Annotated in this window: 16 protein-coding genes and 1 riboswitch; of the genes, 9 read left to right on the forward strand and 7 right to left on the reverse strand. The window is 53.3% G+C overall.

Annotated features, from left to right (window positions below; genetic code table 11):
* The first annotated feature begins 407 nt into the window (after positions 1-407).
* Both purH and purD read left to right on the forward strand, forming a co-directional pair.
* The gene (gene purH, locus J8X26_RS18720) at positions 408-1,997 is read left to right on the forward strand and encodes a bifunctional phosphoribosylaminoimidazolecarboxamide formyltransferase/IMP cyclohydrolase (RefSeq protein WP_208951601.1); all 1,590 of its coding nucleotides are present in this window, start codon (positions 408-410) and stop codon (positions 1,995-1,997) included.
* A 46-nt stretch (positions 1,998-2,043) separates the two neighbouring features.
* Positions 2,044-3,333, forward strand: coding sequence for a phosphoribosylamine--glycine ligase (purD, locus tag J8X26_RS18725; RefSeq protein ID WP_208951602.1), 1,290 nt, complete (start codon positions 2,044-2,046; stop codon positions 3,331-3,333).
* Between the two features lie 86 nt (positions 3,334-3,419).
* On the opposite strand, the gene J8X26_RS18730 is transcribed toward purD, so the two are convergent.
* The 6 genes from J8X26_RS18730 to nudC all read right to left on the reverse strand — a co-directional run bounded on the left by J8X26_RS18730 (position 3,420) and on the right by nudC (position 7,860).
* Positions 3,420-4,061 carry a DUF1481 domain-containing protein gene (locus tag J8X26_RS18730; protein ID WP_235937461.1) on the reverse strand — a complete coding sequence of 214 codons (642 nt, stop codon included), beginning with the start codon at positions 4,059-4,061 and terminating at the stop codon, positions 3,420-3,422.
* Between the two features lie 63 nt (positions 4,062-4,124).
* Positions 4,125-4,397, reverse strand: coding sequence for a nucleoid-associated protein HU-alpha (hupA, locus tag J8X26_RS18735; RefSeq protein WP_013577396.1), 273 nt, complete (start codon positions 4,395-4,397; stop codon positions 4,125-4,127).
* Between the two features lie 190 nt (positions 4,398-4,587).
* Positions 4,588-5,178: a YjaG family protein gene (locus tag J8X26_RS18740; RefSeq protein WP_015699027.1), complete on the reverse strand. Its 591-nt coding sequence runs from the start codon at positions 5,176-5,178 to the stop codon at positions 4,588-4,590.
* A gap of 70 nt (positions 5,179-5,248) precedes the next feature.
* On the reverse strand, positions 5,249-5,929 hold the full coding sequence (gene nfi / locus J8X26_RS18745) for a deoxyribonuclease V (RefSeq protein WP_152325382.1): 681 nt from the start codon (positions 5,927-5,929) through the stop codon (positions 5,249-5,251).
* Positions 5,930-5,938: 9 nt separating this feature from the next.
* Positions 5,939-7,003: a uroporphyrinogen decarboxylase gene (hemE, locus tag J8X26_RS18750; RefSeq protein ID WP_152325381.1), complete on the reverse strand. Its 1,065-nt coding sequence runs from the start codon at positions 7,001-7,003 to the stop codon at positions 5,939-5,941.
* Between the two features lie 71 nt (positions 7,004-7,074).
* Entirely contained in the window at positions 7,075-7,860 is a 786-nt protein-coding gene (gene nudC, locus J8X26_RS18755) for an NAD(+) diphosphatase (protein ID WP_152325380.1), read from the reverse strand.
* A 98-nt stretch (positions 7,861-7,958) separates the two neighbouring features.
* Between nudC and rsd the strand changes: the two genes are divergently transcribed.
* The 7 genes from rsd to thiH all read left to right on the forward strand — a co-directional run bounded on the left by rsd (position 7,959) and on the right by thiH (position 14,320).
* Positions 7,959-8,468, forward strand: coding sequence for a sigma D regulator (gene rsd, locus J8X26_RS18760; RefSeq protein WP_152325379.1), 510 nt, complete (start codon positions 7,959-7,961; stop codon positions 8,466-8,468).
* A gap of 80 nt (positions 8,469-8,548) precedes the next feature.
* Positions 8,549-8,675: riboswitch (TPP riboswitch) on the forward strand.
* Positions 8,676-8,820: 145 nt separating this feature from the next.
* Complete coding sequence (thiC, locus tag J8X26_RS18765) at positions 8,821-10,773, forward strand: phosphomethylpyrimidine synthase ThiC (protein ID WP_244370680.1); 1,953 nt, start codon at positions 8,821-8,823, stop codon at positions 10,771-10,773.
* A complete protein-coding gene (gene thiE / locus J8X26_RS18770; protein WP_165062243.1) occupies positions 10,770-11,423 on the forward strand; it encodes a thiamine phosphate synthase in 654 nt (217 codons plus the stop codon). Before thiC ends, thiE begins: the two co-directional genes overlap by 4 nt.
* Positions 11,416-12,165 carry a HesA/MoeB/ThiF family protein gene (locus tag J8X26_RS18775; protein WP_152325376.1) on the forward strand — a complete coding sequence of 250 codons (750 nt, stop codon included), beginning with the start codon at positions 11,416-11,418 and terminating at the stop codon, positions 12,163-12,165. Before thiE ends, J8X26_RS18775 begins: the two co-directional genes overlap by 8 nt.
* Positions 12,162-12,362: a sulfur carrier protein ThiS gene (gene thiS, locus J8X26_RS18780; protein ID WP_152325375.1), complete on the forward strand. Its 201-nt coding sequence runs from the start codon at positions 12,162-12,164 to the stop codon at positions 12,360-12,362. Before J8X26_RS18775 ends, thiS begins: the two co-directional genes overlap by 4 nt.
* Positions 12,363-12,365: 3 nt before the next feature.
* Entirely contained in the window at positions 12,366-13,145 is a 780-nt protein-coding gene (locus tag J8X26_RS18785) for a thiazole synthase (protein ID WP_152325374.1), read from the forward strand.
* The gene (gene thiH, locus J8X26_RS18790) at positions 13,142-14,320 is read left to right on the forward strand and encodes a 2-iminoacetate synthase ThiH (protein ID WP_152325373.1); all 1,179 of its coding nucleotides are present in this window, start codon (positions 13,142-13,144) and stop codon (positions 14,318-14,320) included. Before J8X26_RS18785 ends, thiH begins: the two co-directional genes overlap by 4 nt.
* Before the next feature lie 231 nt (positions 14,321-14,551).
* Here thiH and rpoC read toward each other — a convergent pair whose 3' ends face one another.
* Entirely contained in the window at positions 14,552-18,772 is a 4,221-nt protein-coding gene (gene rpoC / locus J8X26_RS18795; RefSeq protein ID WP_152325372.1) for a DNA-directed RNA polymerase subunit beta', read from the reverse strand.
* Positions 18,773-18,794 lie beyond the last annotated feature (22 nt).

The raw sequence follows: 18,794 nt of genomic DNA on the forward strand, positions 1-18,794 counted from the left end.
CTTTCCGACCCGGTCACTTCGTGATGTTGTTCACGTTGTTCCCTGTCGATGGAGCGGCATTATAGGGAGTTCTCAGCAGCCCGCAAGGGCTAATTTTAAGAAAAAATACCGTTTGCTGCATTACACAGCAAACACACCGCTTATACCGTGTTTTACACAGATTTATCCACAGCCGCACAGGAATCTCAAATTTTGCGAGCGTCGCGCAATCGTTTTCGCTACAATTTCGCGCGTCAGTTTCCGACACCTGTTACGGGTGATAAATGAAAAGTAAGTTGCCAGAGGGAAGTTATCTGAGCTCAATCCCGCGTTTTTCTGCAAATTGCTCTATAGAGAGAGAAGAAAACGCTCATTGAATTCCGATAACGCTCTTTATTGCGACTCCAAAGCCAAGGATATAAACCACCATGCAACAATCTCGTCCAATCCGCCGCGCCCTGCTCAGTGTTTCTGATAAAGCCGGTATCGTAGAATTCGCCCAGGCACTCTCTTCGCGTGGCGTTGAATTACTTTCCACTGGCGGCACCGCCAGCCTGTTGGCAAAAGCCGGTCTGCCAGTCACAGAAGTGTCTGACTACACGGGTTTCCCGGAAATGATGGATGGACGCGTCAAAACCCTGCACCCGAAAGTTCACGGTGGGATCCTCGGCCGTCGCGGGAAAGATGATGAAATTATGGCGCAGCACGCGATCGCGCCAATCGACATGGTGGTCGTGAACCTTTACCCATTCGCGCAAACCGTCGCACGCCCGGATTGCTCACTGGAAAATGCGGTAGAAAACATTGATATCGGCGGCCCGACCATGGTTCGCTCAGCGGCGAAGAACCATAAAGATGTGGCGATCGTAGTTAAGAGCAGCGACTACGCATCTATTATTGAAGAGATGGATGCCAACAGCAGCTCGCTGACGCTGGCGACCCGTTTCAACCTGGCGATTAAAGCCTTCGAGCACACCGCCTCTTATGACGGCATGATTGCCAACTACTTCGGCACCATGGTTCCGGCATATCACGGCGATACCGAATCTGCGTCTGGTCAGTTCCCGCGTACCCTGAATCTTAGCTATATAAAGAAACAAGATATGCGTTATGGCGAGAACAGCCATCAGAACGCCGCCTTCTATATAGAAGGAAGCGTCAGCGAAGCTTCCGTTGCGACCTCGACCCAACTTCAAGGCAAAGCCCTTTCCTATAACAACATTGCAGATACCGATGCGGCATTGGAATGTGTGAAGGAATTTGCAGAGACAGCTTGCGTCATCGTCAAACACGCGAACCCTTGCGGCGTTGCCATCGGCGACAATATTCTGGCTGCTTACGAACGTGCTTATCAGACTGACCCGACCTCTGCTTTCGGCGGCATTATTGCCTTCAACCGCGAGCTCGATGCTGAAACCGCGAAAGCGATCATCAGCCGCCAGTTTGTGGAGGTGATCATCGCCCCATCAGTCAGCCCTGAAGCGCTGGCCCTGACTGCGGCAAAACAAAACGTCCGCGTTCTGACATGCGGCCAATGGCAAGGGCGCCAGAAAGCGCTGGACTTCAAACGTGTTAATGGCGGCCTGCTGGTTCAGGATCGTGATTTGGGCATGGTTGATGCCGGTGACCTGCGCGTTGTTTCCCAGCGCCAGCCAACTGAGCAGGAACTGACTGATGCACTGTTCTGCTGGAAAGTCGCTAAGTTCGTAAAATCCAACGCTATTGTTTATGCACGCGACAAAATGACTATCGGTATTGGCGCAGGCCAAATGAGCCGCGTTTACTCAGCGAAAATCGCGGGGATTAAAGCCGCTGACGAAGGTCTGGAAGTCGCAGGTTCCGTGATGGCATCCGATGCCTTCTTCCCGTTCCGCGACGGTATTGATGCAGCCGCTGCGGTAGGCATTACCTGTGTGATTCAGCCAGGCGGTTCAATTCGTGATGACGAAGTTATCGCGGCCGCAAACGAACACGGTATCGCAATGCTGTTCACCGACATGCGCCATTTCCGTCATTAATTTTCTTTTAGCGGGTGCGATGCGCCCGCTCACCCGGAGTCCTCGAATGAATATTTTAATTATCGGTAACGGCGGGCGTGAACATGCACTGGCATGGAAGGCATCGCAATCTCCTCTGGCGGACAAAGTTTTTGTCGCACCCGGAAACGCCGGTACCGCACTGGAACCTCTGCTGGAGAATGTCGATATCGCTGCAACGGATATCGCTGGTTTGCTGGCGTTCGCCAAAAGCAATGATATCGGCCTGACGATTGTCGGCCCGGAAGCCCCGCTGGTGATTGGCGTGGTCGACGCATTCCGCGCTGAGGGTCTGAAAATTTTTGGCCCGACGCAGGAAGCGGCGCAGCTGGAAGGCTCAAAAGCTTTCACCAAGGATTTCCTCGCTCGCCACAATATTCCAAGCGCGGATTACCAGAACTTCACCGAAATCGAACCGGCACTGGCTTATCTGCGCAGCAAAGGCGCGCCGATCGTCATTAAAGCTGACGGACTGGCTGCAGGCAAAGGTGTCATCGTGGCGATGACATTGAAAGAAGCAGAAGATGCAGTCCACGATATGCTGGCAGGAAATGCGTTTGGCGATGCTGGCCACCGTATCGTTATCGAAGAATTCCTGAATGGCGAAGAGGCAAGCTTCATCGTGATGGTTGACGGCACGAACGTTCTGCCGATGGCAACCAGTCAGGATCACAAACGTGTTGGCGATGGCGACAGCGGCCCGAACACCGGCGGTATGGGCGCTTATTCCCCGGCACCGGTTGTGACGGATGAAATTCATCAGCGCGTTATGGATCAGGTTATCTGGCCAACCGTGCACGGCATGGCGGCTGAGAATAATACTTACACCGGCTTCCTGTATGCAGGTTTGATGATTTCCGCAGACGGCCAGCCGAAAGTGATCGAATTTAACTGCCGCTTCGGGGATCCGGAAACCCAGCCAATCATGTTGCGTCTGCGCTCGGATCTGGTCGATCTTTGTCTGGCCGGTGCGGAAGGTCGTCTGGGCGAGAAAACCTCTGAGTGGGATCCGCGTCCTTCGCTGGGCGTTGTAATTGCCGCTGGCGGTTATCCTGCCAATTACAAAACCGGTGATGTGATCCACGGTTTACCGCTGGAAGAAGTCCCGGACGGCAAAGTCTTCCAGGCCGGAACTCGTTTGCAAGATGAACGCGTGGTGACAAATGGCGGACGCGTACTCTGTGTGACTGCGCTGGGTAAAACCGTCGAAGCCGCTCAGCAGCGCGCTTATGATTTAGCGAAAGATATTCATTGGGAAGGCAGCTTTTACCGCAAGGATATCGGCTATCGCGCCATTGACCGCGAACGCAATCAGTAATCGCGGTTCATCTGACGATCAGAACCTGACGATCAAAAAAGGCACGCTTCGGCGTGCCTTTCCTTTATACGTATTAGCAAGCGGGATCAGAGATCTGACTCTTTAGGTTCCCACTTACAGAAATCTTCATTTGCAACCAGCAGCAATTCGTTGCCTTCCGGTGCGGTCAGCCAGGCAAGGCCGAGATTGTCGTTGCTCCGACTGGCCCGTTTAGCCAGCCAGACCTGGGAACGGACGGTCAGTTTCGGCGTCACCTGTTCACCCGCGCAGGTGGTGATCAAACCCTGTCGCCAGTTAGCCTGCACCAGCCGGACATTGCCCACGCGCAGCGCATTACTCAGATCGAGGATTTTTGTCGCTTCATATTTATAGCGCTCGATATCATCTGACGATAATTTTTCCCGGCGCTCAGGAAGCTGCCGCTGCATAAAGCTGACGTGCCCGCTATCGTCAAAACGCAACATCACGCCTAAATCAGTTTGCGTCGCATGCGTTTCTTTAATCAGGTGTAATTGCCCCTGCTGGAATTCATACCGGGTAATGACCGTATCGCCGCCAAAATAGGGGCTGTATACGTTGAGAATAGTTTGAGGTTCGTTTTGTGCGTTGTCTTCGCGCCAGAGCCTGTTGATACCCTGATCGGCAACATACCCGCTGGCAAAGAATAATTCAGAGGAGTTTTTAGAACTGCAACCCACCAGACCGAGAACCAGTAAACCTGCCACCAGCCTGGGGGTGATAAACTGAAGGGGCTTACAGGCCCCTCCGCTTATTCTTTTCACTGCAAGCAATTACTTAACAGCGTCTTTCAGAGCTTTACCAGAAACGAACGCAGGTACGTTTGCAGCTGCGATTTTGATTTCTTTACCAGTCTGTGGGTTACGACCAGTACGCTCGTTACGATGATTTACCTTGAAAGTCCCGAAACCAACCAATTGTACAGCATCACCTTCTTTCAGAGACTCGGTAATAGCAGACAGAGTAGATTCAAGAGCAACTTTGGCTTGTGCTTTGGAAAGATCAGCTTTGTCAGCAATTACATCAATCAGTTGAGTCTTGTTCATAAGTTATCCTTTACAGTGTGTTTATCGTTTGCAAAGCATCGAGTGCGACGGATATGCCGATTGACAGCACCCTCCTGCATACACGCACCGATAGCCACTTTTTTTACGCACCCCAAATGTAGACCAGACAGGGTGCGGATGTGAAGCCTTAAGGCACGACAAATCAGGCGTTAAATCACGTTTTCTAGCCTTATTGCGCTAAATTTATGCCAATGTTACTGACAGCGGCTTCACGCAGGTCAGAACGTAACCCTTTTATTAATTCCAGGTCACGCTCTTCACAGTCAGCCAACAGGCGAAAAATCTCCCATTGGATGTCCCATTCTTCTTCAACAGCAGGAATGACTTTCAGCTCTTCATCGGTCATTTCTTTACCGGCCTGAGTCATTTCCAACATCGCAACAGTACGAATTGATGTCTCACTCACGGCAACCGCGTGCGACAACGTTTCGCCGCTCAGACGTGAATGAATCAGTTCGCCTAATGCGATACACGCATCGATGGCCGGGTAAACACCATAAATGTCGTAATCATCGGAAGAAGGCACGGCTTCCTCCAGTTTTTCGAGCTGTGAGTCAAAATTGACCTTGGCGTCTTTTACCACCAGCGTTTCCCAGATTAAATCCAGGATACGGCGGTAAAGCTGTGCCTCGCCAAACCCGGTTTCCAGGCAAAAAGCCTGATAGTTCGGGTACATGCGTTCGCACAAGCTCGCCATAAACGTCACGTGTTGCCAGCTTTCCAGCTTTTCCAGACGTAAATGAATTGGATTACGTAACATGAGTTGATCTCGTTAACTTTTCTGCGCGGGAGTTTACCTGAAATAAATCAATATCCCTATTCCTTGATTCCTAAAGATCATCACTCAACCGTTGCCAGCGTTGAAACGCTGCCCGATTTGATGCCACAGCATCCGCCCAGCGGGTTGGCTCTGGCAAACGATATTGCCGCATGCAGCGTTCAACCCAGTACAGTGACGATTCCATGCTGATGCGATTGCCCGGTGAAATAAACAGCGGATTACAGCGCAGTTTGCTGCGCCAGACCCAGCCAATCTGCTCATCGCCTTCATACAGCGCCTGCTGGCTGTGTTGGTCTTCCCCGAGAGGCAGAAATTTGCCGCACAAGCGACTCTTCGCTACACCAATTGTTGGCACGTCAATCATCAGGCCAAAATGGCTGGCGACGCCAAGACGGCGCGGATGCGCAATACCCTGCCCGTCAACCAGCACCAGATCGGGCCGCGCATTGATTTGCTTCCAGGCCTGCAACAGCGCCGGTAGTTCCCGGAAAGAAAGGAAGCCGGGAATATAAGGCATGACGGTTGGAATGCGGGCTATCTGGTATTCCACCAGCTCAAGCGAGGGATAACGCAGAACCGCAACCGCGGCTCGCGTTACTTCACCACCCTGTTCGAAACCGACATCCACACCCGCGATCAACGCCGGTGTGCTGAATTCAGTCGGATCCCGCAGTTCAATTTGATCTGCAAGGATCCGTTGTTCTTCACGTAATGCGCGGGTATCAATCATACGCCGGATTTACTCGTGATATTGCCGGGACAGGCTATGTACAGCTTCCACGAACGCACCCGCATTTTCTGGCGGAACATCCTGGTGAATGCCGTGGCCCAGGTTAAACACATGACCGTTGCCTTTACCAAAACCGGCCAGAATGGTTTCCACTTCCTGTTCAATACGTACCGGAGAAGCATAGAGCATGGAAGGATCCATGTTGCCCTGAATCGCCACTTTGTCGCCCACGCGACGACGGGCTTCGGCAATATCTGTTGTCCAGTCGAGGCCCAGCGCGTCACAACCGGTTGCCGCCATCGCTTCCAGCCATTGTCCGCCGCCTTTGGTGAACAACGTCACCGGCACACGGCGCCCTTCGTTTTCACGGATCAAGCCGTCGACAATTTTATGCATGTAGTTCAGGGAAAACTCGCGGTAATCTCGAGGCGTCAGCACGCCGCCCCAGGTGTCAAAAATCATGACAGACTGAGCGCCCGCTTTGATTTGAGCATTAAGGTAGAGAATGACGCTGTCAGCCACTTTATCGAGCAAAAGGTGCAAAGTCTGCGGATCGGCATACATCATCTTTTTGATTTTTGTGAAGGCTTTGCTGCTGCCACCTTCCACCATATATGTCGCCAGTGTCCACGGGCTGCCGGAAAAACCGATAAGCGGCACTTCACCTTTGAGGTTTTTACGGATAGTACGAACCGCATTCATGACGTATCCCAGTTCCATTTCAGGATCGGGGACGGGCAGTTTTTCCACATCGGCACGGCAGGTCAGCGGGGAAGAAAAACGAGGGCCTTCACCGGCTTCGAAATACAACCCCAGCCCCATGGCATCAGGAATGGTCAGGATGTCAGAGAACAGAATCGCGGCGTCCAGCGGGTAGCGACGCAGTGGCTGGAGGGTCACTTCGCAGGCCAGCTCTGCATTCTTGCAAAGCGACATAAAATCACCGGCTACAGCGCGGGTTTCTTTGTATTCTGGCAAATAACGGCCCGCCTGACGCATCATCCAGACCGGTGTGATATCCACAGGCTGGCGTAACAGGGCGCGCAGGTAGCGGTCATTTTTCAACTCATTCATTCTGTCTTTTTCCTTCAATATTCGGGCCGCCCGAAAATAATCTGGCGGCATTCTAGCATGCAACACTCCTGCTACACGTCGTCTTCATCTCTTTCTGCGCGGCACAGCGCAACCGTATCTTCAATCAGCCGGCGGGCGATGGTCCCCGGTGGCGGCAACTGTGGCAGTTGATCAAAGCGATACCAGCCTGCGTTGAGCAGCTCTTTCGGATCATGCACGATGTCACCGCTGTCGTAGTCGGCCATAAACGCCATCATCAGCGAATTAGGGAAAGGCCACGGCTGAGAACTGACGTAACGGACATTCTTCACGCGGATATTGCTCTCTTCCATGACTTCACGCGCCACAGTTTCTTCGAGAGTTTCCCCGACTTCCACGAAGCCTGCCAGAACCGTATGAATGCCATTGCGGTGGCGGACATGCTGCGCCAGCAAAATCTCATCACCGCGGCGAATGGCGACAATAATGCAGGGCGCAATTTGAGGGTAATAGCGTTCACGGCAATGCCCGCACAGCGCGGCCCATTCGGTTTTACTGACGTGCATCTCGTGGCCGCAATAGCCGCAGAACTTGTGCGAACGGTAAAATTCCGACAGCTGCACGCCGCGCCCGACCAGCTGGAATAGCCCGCGATCCTGATCGAGCATCTGCCGTGCAGACACCATGTGATTGTGCATCGCCTGACGTACCATCCACACCGGTTCGCCCTGCCATTCACCAATCTGACGCGCGATTTTGCCCGTCAGAGAAAATTGCGCAGCGCTGCCATTCGGCAGTTCACCTTCGGGCAGCCACAGCTTGCCCTCATAGCTGATTACCCACCAGCCGGTATGTTCTTCTGTGATCTGTAATTCCATAATTGTTGTTGCATAACCTCGACGAGACTGACAATCTGGGGTTGATATTTACATATTAGTAACCTTTGGTTACTTTTTTCTCGCTCACGGAGTCAACCATGCTAAATCGTCTGGAAAGACTGACCCAACGCGTTGGTGGCAGTAATGAGTTAGTGGATCAATGGCTGCACGCGCGTAAAGAATTGCTGGTGTCTTACTGCACACTGGTCGGCCTGAAACCCAATAAAGAAAAACATACACCGCTGAATGAAAAAGCGTTGGACAACTTTTGCCATAACCTGGTGGATTACCTTTCTGCCGGTCATTTCCATCTTTATCAACGGGTCATCGATGAAGTGGAAGGTGCAGAGATAAAATTACAGGCTGCGAAAATATACCCTGCACTCGAGCTCAATACTGAAGCTATCATGGCTTTCCATGACAGTTACACCGAAAATGATATTGATGATGACAATGCTTTCGCATTTCATTATGCATTATCCGATGTGGGTGAAGCATTGGATGCGCGTTTTCAGCTTGAGGATCAACTGATCATTCTGGCCTTTGATCCGGAAAGTCGCAAAGAATTGCCTTCTGCAAACGAAGAGCATCTTGCCAGACCCGCGTAACGTGTTACTTCTGCACAACACGTTGCCACAATAAAAACCCTGCTCAGGGTTGTAGTTTTTACAACGGCCTCCTATATTGAGGCTTCTTGTCGGAGTGCCTCGTGCAAAATTTCCTCGCGGAGATGATGCCAGGCTGAGACCGTTAATTCGGGATCCGCGGAACCTGATCGGGTTAGTACCCGCGAAGGGAACAAGAGTAATGTTATGCGTTTAGCGCGATTTGGCATCAGCCTGCAAACGGCCGCCAGCGTTCAACCGCCCATTTTTACTCCTGCCGTAAACCTCCAGACAAGCAATTTTCCATTACGTTCTGTCACGCTTTTTGCCGTGAAAACAACACAAGGAATTTGCTATGTCGAGTACCCAGAAACCCGTTACATCCGAAAAAAAGCCCGCTAACCGCCGTGAACAACGCGCACAGGCACAGTCATTTATCGACAGCTTGCAGGGCGAAGCCTTTCCCAATTCCCGACGTATCTATCTTCAGGGCGACAACGCCGGTATTCGTGTCCCTATGCGTGAAATCCAGCTCAGCCCGACGCTGGTCGGCGGCGGAAAAGACAACCCGCAGTTTGAAGAAAACGAAGCGATTCCGGTTTATGACACCGCCGGACCGTATGGCGATCCGTCTGCGACCATCGACGTGCATACCGGTCTTGAAAAATTGCGTGCCCGCTGGATAACCGGACGCGCCGATACCGAAGAACTTCCGCAAGTCAGCTCCGGTTTTACTCAGCAGCGCCTGGCCGACGAAGGGCTGGATCATTTACGCTTCGAACATCTTCCGCGCCCGCGAAAAGCCATTGCCGGTAAAAATGTCACACAGCTGCATTATGCGCGACGGGGCATGATTACCCCTGAGATGGAATTCATCGCTATTCGCGAAAACATGGGGCGTGAGCGGATCCGCGGAGAAGTCCTGCGCCAGCAACATCCCGGTGAAAGCTTCGGGGCGCACCTGCCCGCGAATATCACCGCCGAATTTGTTCGCCAGGAAGTGGCCGCCGGTCGCGCGATTATCCCCGCCAACATCAATCACCCGGAATCCGAGCCGATGATCATTGGCCGCAATTTTCTGGTGAAGGTGAACGCCAATATCGGCAACTCGGCGGTGACGTCATCCATCGAAGAAGAAGTTGAAAAACTGGTGTGGTCGACGCGCTGGGGCGCGGACACGGTGATGGATCTCTCCACCGGCCGCTATATCCATGAAACCCGTGAATGGATTCTGCGTAACAGCCCGGTGCCGATCGGTACGGTGCCGATTTATCAGGCGCTGGAAAAAGTGAATGGTGTGGCCGAAGACCTTAACTGGGAAATGTTCCGCGACACCCTGCTGGAGCAGGCGGAACAAGGTGTGGATTACTTCACCATTCACGCTGGCGTGTTGCTGCGTTATGTGCCGATGACCGCCAAACGCCTGACCGGTATTGTTTCGCGCGGTGGCTCAATCATGGCGAAATGGTGTCTGTCACATCATCGCGAAAGCTTCCTGTATGAAAATTTCCGGGAGATTTGCGAAATCTGCGCCGCTTACGATGTCTCGCTTTCTCTCGGTGACGGTCTGCGTCCCGGCTCGATTCAGGACGCCAACGACGAAGCGCAGTTTGCAGAATTGCACACGCTGGGCGAGCTGACAAAAATCGCCTGGGAATATGACGTGCAGGTGATGATCGAAGGGCCGGGGCATGTGCCGATGCAGATGATCCGCCGCAATATGACGGAAGAACTCGAGCATTGCCACGAAGCGCCGTTCTATACGCTCGGGCCGCTGACGACCGACATTGCGCCCGGTTATGACCACTTCACGTCCGGTATTGGCGCTGCGATGATTGGCTGGTTCGGTTGTGCCATGCTGTGTTACGTCACACCGAAAGAGCATCTCGGCCTGCCGAATAAAGAAGACGTTAAGCAGGGTCTGATTACCTACAAAATTGCAGCACATGCCGCCGATTTAGCCAAAGGCCATCCGGGTGCGCAAATCCGCGACAACGCCATGTCCAAAGCCCGTTTCGAATTCCGCTGGGAAGATCAGTTTAATCTGGCTCTGGACCCGGCCACTGCCCGCGCCTACCACGATGAAACGTTACCGCAGGAATCCGGCAAAGTCGCCCACTTCTGTTCGATGTGCGGCCCGAAATTCTGCTCAATGAAAATCACTCAGGAAGTTCGCGATTACGCCGCCGCGCTGGAAGCTAAAGCCCGGCCCATCGAACTCGTTGAATCCGGCATGGCACAAATGTCAGCTGAATTCCGTTCACGCGGCGGCGAGCTTTATCATCCTGCCACGGAGATCAACAAATGAATCAGTCAGCTCAGCCCTTCCCCGCCGTTCCTTTTCACCTTGGTTTATATCCGGTTGTCGATACGGTGGAATGGATCGCCCGTCTGCTCGATGCAGGCGTGAAAACGCTGCAGTTGCGGGTGAAAGATTTACCCGATGAAGACGTCGAACCGGCAATTATCGAGGCCATCGCGCTGGGGAAAAAATATCAGGCGCGGCTGTTCATCAACGATTACTGGCGTCTGGCGGTGAAACATCATGCATATGGCGTACATCTGGGCCAGGAAGATCTCGATACAGCCGATCTTGCGGCAATTCGTCAGGCCGGTCTGCGACTGGGCGTTTCCACGCATGACGAGGCTGAAATGACGCGCGCCGTTTCCGTGAATCCTTCATACATCGCTCTGGGCCATATCTTCCCGACGCAGACCAAAGATATGCCGTCGGCGCCACAGGGTCTGGAAGAACTCACCCGACACATTAAGCAACTCGATGGCCGCTTTCCGACAGTGGCCATCGGCGGGATCAGCATTGACCGCGCGCCGTCGGTTCTGGACTGCGGCGTCGGCAGCATTGCGGTCGTCAGCGCCATTACGCAGGCCACGGACTGGCGTGCAGCCACCGCCGAACTGCTGGCCTTGTGTGCCAGCAAGGTGCCGGAAGATGCTTAACGATGCGGCTTTTATGCGTTACAGCCGTCAGCTGATGCTGGAGGAATTCGGCCCGCAGGCGCAAGAAAAGTTACAGGCGGCAAAAGTGCTGATCGTCGGACTTGGCGGACTCGGTTCTCCTGCCGCCCTGTATCTGGCGGCGGCGGGCGTCGGCACGCTTTTTCTGGCCGATGACGACCGGCTGCATATCACCAATCTTCAGCGGCAAATCCTTTACCGCACAGCCGATCTCGATCAGCCCAAAGCCACTTTGGCAAAGCGTGAGCTGCTGCGCCTGAATCCGCTTTGCGAAGCCGTGGCCATTACGGAACGCCTGTTGGGTGAAGCGCTGACACAAGCGGTGGCCAATGCCGATATCGTTCTGGATTGCAGCGACAACATGGAGACCCGTCATGCCGTCAATAAAGCCTGCGTGGATGCAGGCAAAACGCTAATCAGCGGCAGCGCCGTCGGATTCAGCGGACAGCTTCTGGTGATTGAAGCACCCTACGCTCACGGTTGTTATGCCTGTTTGTATCCGGATCAGGAAACCGTGCAACGTAACTGCCGGACATCCGGCGTACTCGGGCCGGTAGTGGGCACCATCGGGACATTACAGGCGCTCGAAGCACTGAAAATCCTGGCTGGGCTGCCTTGCACACTGAGCGGCAAACTCCGGCTGTTCGACGGAAAAACACAGAACTGGCGTTCACTGCAACTCACGCGATCATCTGCCTGTACCGTCTGCGGAGGCTATGCGTGAATATTCTGGTCAATGATGAATCTCATCAGTTCAGTCAGCCGCTCCCGCTGTTAGCTCTGCTCGATGAGCTGGCGTTAAACACTGCGGGCAGAGCGCTGGCGGTAAATCAGGTCATTATCCCCCGCGATAACTGGCCTGCACACTGGCTGGCAGACGGTGATGAGATTTTGCTCTTTCAGGCGATAGCCGGAGGATGAAACATGTTAAAAATTGCTGATGCTACGTTTACCTCACACCTTTTTACCGGAACCGGAAAATTCGCCAGTCCGGCGCTGATGCAACTGGCACTGGAAGCATCCGGCTCTGAGCTGGTGACGATGGCGATGAAACGCGTCGATCTGCGGCGTGGCGGCGATGATATTCTTTCGCCTTTGCAGCAACTTGGCGTGCGCCTGTTGCCCAATACGTCAGGGGCAAAAACGGCAGAAGAAGCGGTGTTTGCCGCTCAACTGGCCCGCGAAGCACTGGGCACAAACTGGGTCAAACTGGAAATCCATCCGGACATGAAATACCTGCTGCCCGATGCCATCGAAACCCTGAAAGCCGCAGAGATACTAGTGAAACAGGGGTTTGTCGTTTTGCCTTATTGCAGTGCTGATCCGGTGCTGTGCAAGCGTCTTGAAGAAGCCGGATGCGCGGCAGTGATGCCGCTCGGCGCACCGATAGGCTCTAATCAGGGGCTGCAAACCCGTGAGTTTCTGCAAATTATTATCGAACAGGCGCGCGTGCCCGTTGTGGTTGATGCCGGGATCGGCGCACCCAGTCAGGCCACTGAGGCGCTGGAAATGGGTGCGGACGCCGTGCTGGTAAATACGGCAATTGCCGTTGCGCGTGAACCGGTTTCCATGGCGACAGCTTTCCGGCTGGCCGTTGAAGCGGGCGTGCTTGCCCGTCAAAGCGGATTAGGCGGACGGCAACGGTACGCCAGCGCATCCAGCCCCCTGACCGGTTTTCTGACTTCCCCGCAGGCAAGCTTATGAGCAACTTTACCGATGTCTGGTCAACGCTCGACTGGGACGATATTTCCCTGCGAATTAACAGCAAAACGTCCAGTGATGTTGAGCGGGCGCTGAGCAGGAACAAAATCGACCGTGATGGTTTTATGGCACTGATTTCTCCGGCCGCGTTACCGTATCTCGAAGAAATGGCCCAGCGCGCGCAACAGCTCACGCGCCAGCGTTTCGGCAATACCGTGAATTTCTTCGCCCCCCTTTATCTCTCCAACCTTTGCGCCAATGAGTGCACGTACTGCGGCTTCTCGATGAGCAACAAAATCAAACGTAAGACGCTGGATGAAGAGGAAATCATCGCTGAATGTGAGGCGCTGAACGCGCTGGGATTCAAACACCTGTTGCTGGTTACGGGCGAGCATAAAGGGAAAGTGGGTATGGATTATTTCCGCCGACATTTCCCGGCTATCCGCAGTCATTTTGATTCACTGATGATTGAAGTGCAGCCGCTACCGCAGGAAGAATACGCCGAGTTAAAAACGCTGGGGCTGGACGGTGTTCTGGTTTATCAGGAAACCTATCACGCACCGACCTATGCGCTGCATCATCTGCGCGGGCAAAAACAAGATTTCTTCTGGCGGCTGGAAACCCCTGACCGGCTGGGGCGCGCGGGAATCGATAAGATCGGACTCGGCGCGTTGTTCGGGCTTTCCGGAAACTGGCGAACTGACAGTTATATGGTGGCCGAGCATTTGCTTTATCTACAACAAACTTACTGGCAAAGCCGCTATTCGGTGGCGTTCCCGAGATTGCGCCCGTGCACCGGCGGAATCGAACCGGCTTCGTTGCTGGAGGAAAACCAACTGGTGCAGCTGATTTGCGCTTTCCGGATGTTGTCGCCGGATGTCGAGCTTTCCCTGTCGACACGCGAGTCACCGTATTTCCGCGATCATGTCATTCCTCTGGCGATCAACACCGTCAGCGCCGGATCCAAAACTCAACCTGGCGGTTACGCAGACGATCATCCGGAACTGGAACAATTTGCGCCACATGATAACCGCCCACCTCAGCGGGTGGCTGCGGCATTAACGCAAGCAGGATTGCAGCCCGTGTGGAAAGACTGGGACAGTTTTTTGGGGCGTACGCCGCAGGAAAATGTCGCCAGACAGCAACGTGATAATCTCTCAGGAATGCGTATTCCATAAAGCGATTTTGCCTCTCGCGCCAGCACGCCGGGCAGGTTACCGTGCCGCTGTCGCTGCATCATCGCAACCGGCCAGCGCCATTCATCCCGGTGCTGCTTCCAACCAGCCGGAACGGGTTATCGTCCAGTTTCCTGTTCCGGCTCCTCTTTACTGGCATTATCAACTCCCCTATTTCAGGCAAAAAAAAACCGCTCCCGAAAGAGCGGTTTTATGCGTTTCGACAGAAGACGATTAATCGTCGCTGTTACCGAAACCTGCGTTCAGCAGTTCAGCCAGGTTAGCCGTTGCTTCATCCGCGCTGACTTGCGGTACAACTGGCACTTCGCCCTGAGCTTTACGGCGTGCACGATCCTGGTGATAAGCGTAACCGGTACCGGCTGGGATCAGACGGCCAACGATAACGTTCTCTTTCAGGCCACGCAGTTCATCACGTTTACCGGCAACAGCCGCTTCGGTAAGAACGCGCGTGGTTTCCTGGAACGATGCAGCAGAGATGAAGGACTCGGTCGCCAAGGATGCCTTGGTGATACCGAGCAGGTCACGGGTAAAGGTTGCCGTGATTTTGCCTTCAGCTTCCAGCTGACGGTTAGCGATTTTAACGCGAGACATTTCTGCCTGCTCGCCTTCCAGGAAGTCCGTGCCACCAGCGCTAACGATGGTGCCTTTACGCAACATCTGACGAACGATAACTTCGATGTGTTTATCGTTAATCTTAACGCCTTGCAGACGGTAAACTTCCTGCACTTCGTTGGTGATGTAGCGGGTAACCGCGTGAACACCACGAAGACGCAGAATGTCGTGTGGAGATTCAGGGCCGTCGGATACGACGTCACCACGTTCCACAACTTCGCCTTCGAACACGTTCAGCTGACGCCATTTTGGAATCATTTCTTCGTAAGCATCGCTGCCATCTAACGGAGAAATTACCAGACGACGTTTGCCTTTGGTTTCTTTACCGAAGGAGATGATCCCGCTGATTTCAGCAAGGATTGCAGGCTCTTTCGGACGACGCGCTTCGAACAGGTCAGCAACGCGTGGCAGACCACCGGTGATGTCCTTGGTACCGCCGGATTCCTGAGGAATACGCGCCAGGGTGTCACCAGAGTGAATCTGAGTACCATCTTCCAGCTGAACGATCGCTTTACCTGGCAGGAAGTATTGAGCAGGCATATCAGTACCTGGGATCAATACGTCGTCGCCTTTAGCATCAACGATTTTCAGTGCCGGACGCAGGTCTTTACCGCTACCAGTACGTTCTGCAGAATCCAGAACAACCAGAGAGGACAAACCGGTCAGGTCATCTGTCTGACGGGTAATGGTCTGAGTATCAACCATATCGGCAAAGCGAATGAAACCACTCACTTCACTGATAACTGGCATTGTGTGCGGATCCCAGTTAGCAACGGTTTCGCCGCCGTTAACAGATGCGCCATCACCTTTGCCCATCACGGAACCGTAAGGCACTTTATAGCTTTCTTTGGTACGACCGAATTCGTCGATCAATTTCAGCTCAGTGTTACGGGAAGTGATAACCAGTTTGCCGTTAGAGTTGCTAACGTGCTTGTGGTTGCTCAGTTTAATGGTACCGGTGTTTTTCACCTGGATGCTGGATTCAGCAGCCGCACGAGATGCCGCACCACCGATGTGGAACGTACGCATCGTCAGCTGAGTACCCGGCTCACCGATGGACTGTGCTGCAATAACACCGATCGCTTCACCTTTGTTGATGATGTGACCACGTGCCAGGTCGCGACCGTAGCAGTTTGCACACACACCAAAGTCAGTTTCGCAACTTACGACTGAACGTACTTTCACGCTGTCGACAGAGTTCTCTTCTAACAGATCACACGTCTTCTCGTGAAGCAGGGTGTTACGTGGAACCAGAATATCCGCCGTACCCGGCTTAAGGATATCTTCTGCAGTCACACGACCCAGTACACGTTCGCGCAGTGGTTCTTTAACGTCGCCACCTTCGATGACCGGAGTCATCATGATGCCTTCGTGAGTTCCACAGTCGTCTTCGGTCACAACCAGGTCCTGTGCCACGTCAACCAGACGACGGGTCAGATAACCGGAGTTCGCAGTTTTCAGTGCGGTATCCGCCAAGCCTTTACGAGCACCGTGAGTAGAGATGAAGTACTGGAGTACGTTCAGACCTTCACGGAAGTTCGCGGTGATTGGCGTTTCAATGATGGAACCATCTGGTTTCGCCATCAGGCCACGCATACCGGCCAGCTGACGAATCTGTGCAGCGGAACCACGCGCACCGGAGTCGGCCATCATAAAGATGCTGTTGAAGGAAACCTGCTGTTCAACAACACCGTCACGGTTGACGACGTCTTCAACAGACAAGTTTTCCATCATTGCCTTAGCAACACGTTCGTTGGCCGCAGCCCAGATGTCGATCACTTTGTTATAGCGTTCGCCAGCAGTGACCAGACCAGACTGGAACTGCTCCTGGATTTCAGCAACTTCGGTTTCTGCTTCTTCGATGATCTCTGCTTTCTTCGCAGGGATTACCATGTCATCGATACCTACTGACGCGCCTGAACGGGCAGCGTAAGCAAAACCGGTGTACATGATCTGGTCAGCAAAAATAACGGTCGGCTTCAGGCCCAAAATGCGGTAACAGGTGTTCAGCATTTTGGAGATAGCTTTTTTGCCCAGAGGCTGGTTGACGATAGAGAACGGCAGACCTTTTGGTACGATCATCCAAAGGATGGCGCGACCCACAGTCGTGTCGATAATCGACGTCTGATGCGTAACTTCGCCTTCGGTATTTTTGATCTCTTCGGTAATACGCACTTTCACACGCGCATGCAGAGAGGCCAAACCGGCGCGGTAAATACGCTCAGCTTCTTTAGGACCAGTCAGAACCATGCCTTCGCCTTTGGCGTTAACACAGTCACGGGTCATGTAGTACAGACCCAATACAACGTCCTGAGAAGGAACGATGATTGGCTCGCCGTTCGCAGGTGACAGGATGTTGTTGGTAGACATCATCAACGCACGCGCTTCCAGCTGAGCTTCCAGCGTCAACGGTACGTGAACAGCCATCTGGTCACCATCGAAGTCGGCGTTATATGCCGCACAAACCAGCGGGTGCAGCTGAATTGCTTTACCTTCGATCAGAACGGGTTCAAACGCCTGGATACCCAAACGGTGCAGGGTTGGTGCACGGTTCAGCAGTACCGGGTGTTCGCGGATAACTTCGTCCAGGATATCCCAAACGACAGCTTCTTCGCGCTCAACCATTTTCTTCGCGGCTTTGATGGTGGTGGCCAGGCCACGCAGTTCCAGCTTGCCGTAGATGAACGGTTTGAACAGTTCCAGTGCCATTTTCTTCGGCAGACCACACTGGTGCAGACGCAGGTAAGGACCTACGGTGATAACGGAACGACCAGAGTAGTCGACACGTTTACCCAGCAAGTTCTGACGGAAACGACCCTGTTTACCTTTAATCATGTCTGCCAGAGATTTCAGCGGACGCTTGTTAGAGCCGGTGATAGCACGACCGCGACGGCCGTTATCCAGCAAAGCATCTACCGCTTCTTGCAGCATACGTTTTTCGTTACGTACGATGATGTCTGGCGCAGCCAGATCCAGCAGGCGTTTCAGACGGTTGTTACGGTTGATAACGCGACGATACAGATCGTTAAGATCCGACGTTGCGAAACGGCCGCCGTCCAACGGAACCAATGGACGCAAGTCTGGTGGCAGTACCGGCAGCACGGTCAGGATCATCCACTCTGGTTTGTTACCAGACTGAACGAACGCTTCCAGCAGCTTGATACGCTTGGTCAGCTTCTTACGTTTGGTTTCGGAGTTGGTTTCGTTCAACTCTTCACGCAGTTGTTCGCATTCCGCTTCCAGATCCATGTTTTTCAACAGAGCCTGGATTGCTTCAGCACCCATCTTCGCGTCGAACTCATCACCAAACTCTTCCAACGCATCCAGATACTGCTCTTCAGTCAGGATCTGGCGTTTTTCGAGGTTAGTCATGCCGCCTTCGATAACCACATAGGATTCGAAGTACAGAACACGTTCGATGTCACGCAATGGCATATCCAGCAGCAAACCGATGCGCGATGGCAGCGATTTCAGGAACCAGATGTGTGCAGTCGGGGAAGCCAGTTCGATGTGGCCCATACGCTCACGGCGTACTTTAGTCTGGGTCACTTCAACGCCGCACTTCTCGCAAATCACGCCGCGATGTTTTAAACGCTTGTACTTACCGCACAGGCATTCGTAGTCTTTTACTGGTCCGAAAATACGGGCGCAGAAAAGGCCGTCACGTTCTGGTTTGAACGTACGGTAGTTAATGGTTTCTGGCTTCTTAACTTCACCAAAAGACCAAGAACGGATCATGTCTGGCGATGCCAGAGCAATTTTGATCGCATCAAACTCTTCGGTCTTAGTTTGCGCTTTCAGAAACTTTAGTAAGTCTTTCACGGATTGGCTCCCGTCGGGTTAG

Origin of the sequence: Rahnella sp. ChDrAdgB13, assembly GCF_017655185.1 — a bacterium.
GTDB classification, from domain to species: domain Bacteria; phylum Pseudomonadota; class Gammaproteobacteria; order Enterobacterales; family Enterobacteriaceae; genus Rahnella; species Rahnella contaminans.

Excerpts from the sequence above, each read along its gene's own strand:
- J8X26_RS18740 (WP_015699027.1), bottom strand. The coding sequence starts at position 5,178 with ATGTTACGTAATCCAATTCATTTACGTCTGGAAAAGCTGGAAAGCTGG.
- J8X26_RS18785 (WP_152325374.1), top strand. The coding sequence starts at position 12,366 with ATGTTAAAAATTGCTGATGCTACGTTTACCTCACACCTTTTTACCGGA.
- purD (WP_208951602.1), top strand. The coding sequence starts at position 2,044 with ATGAATATTTTAATTATCGGTAACGGCGGGCGTGAACATGCACTGGCA.
- nfi (WP_152325382.1), bottom strand. The coding sequence starts at position 5,929 with ATGATTGATACCCGCGCATTACGTGAAGAACAACGGATCCTTGCAGAT.
- thiE (WP_165062243.1), top strand. The coding sequence starts at position 10,770 with ATGAATCAGTCAGCTCAGCCCTTCCCCGCCGTTCCTTTTCACCTTGGT.
- hemE (WP_152325381.1), bottom strand. The coding sequence starts at position 7,003 with ATGAATGAGTTGAAAAATGACCGCTACCTGCGCGCCCTGTTACGCCAG.
- J8X26_RS18775 (WP_152325376.1), top strand. The coding sequence starts at position 11,416 with ATGCTTAACGATGCGGCTTTTATGCGTTACAGCCGTCAGCTGATGCTG.
- hupA (WP_013577396.1), bottom strand. The coding sequence starts at position 4,397 with ATGAACAAGACTCAACTGATTGATGTAATTGCTGACAAAGCTGATCTT.
- rsd (WP_152325379.1), top strand. The coding sequence starts at position 7,959 with ATGCTAAATCGTCTGGAAAGACTGACCCAACGCGTTGGTGGCAGTAAT.
- thiC (WP_244370680.1), top strand. The coding sequence starts at position 8,821 with ATGTCGAGTACCCAGAAACCCGTTACATCCGAAAAAAAGCCCGCTAAC.
- nudC (WP_152325380.1), bottom strand. The coding sequence starts at position 7,860 with ATGGAATTACAGATCACAGAAGAACATACCGGCTGGTGGGTAATCAGC.
- purH (WP_208951601.1), top strand. The coding sequence starts at position 408 with ATGCAACAATCTCGTCCAATCCGCCGCGCCCTGCTCAGTGTTTCTGAT.
- thiH (WP_152325373.1), top strand. The coding sequence starts at position 13,142 with ATGAGCAACTTTACCGATGTCTGGTCAACGCTCGACTGGGACGATATT.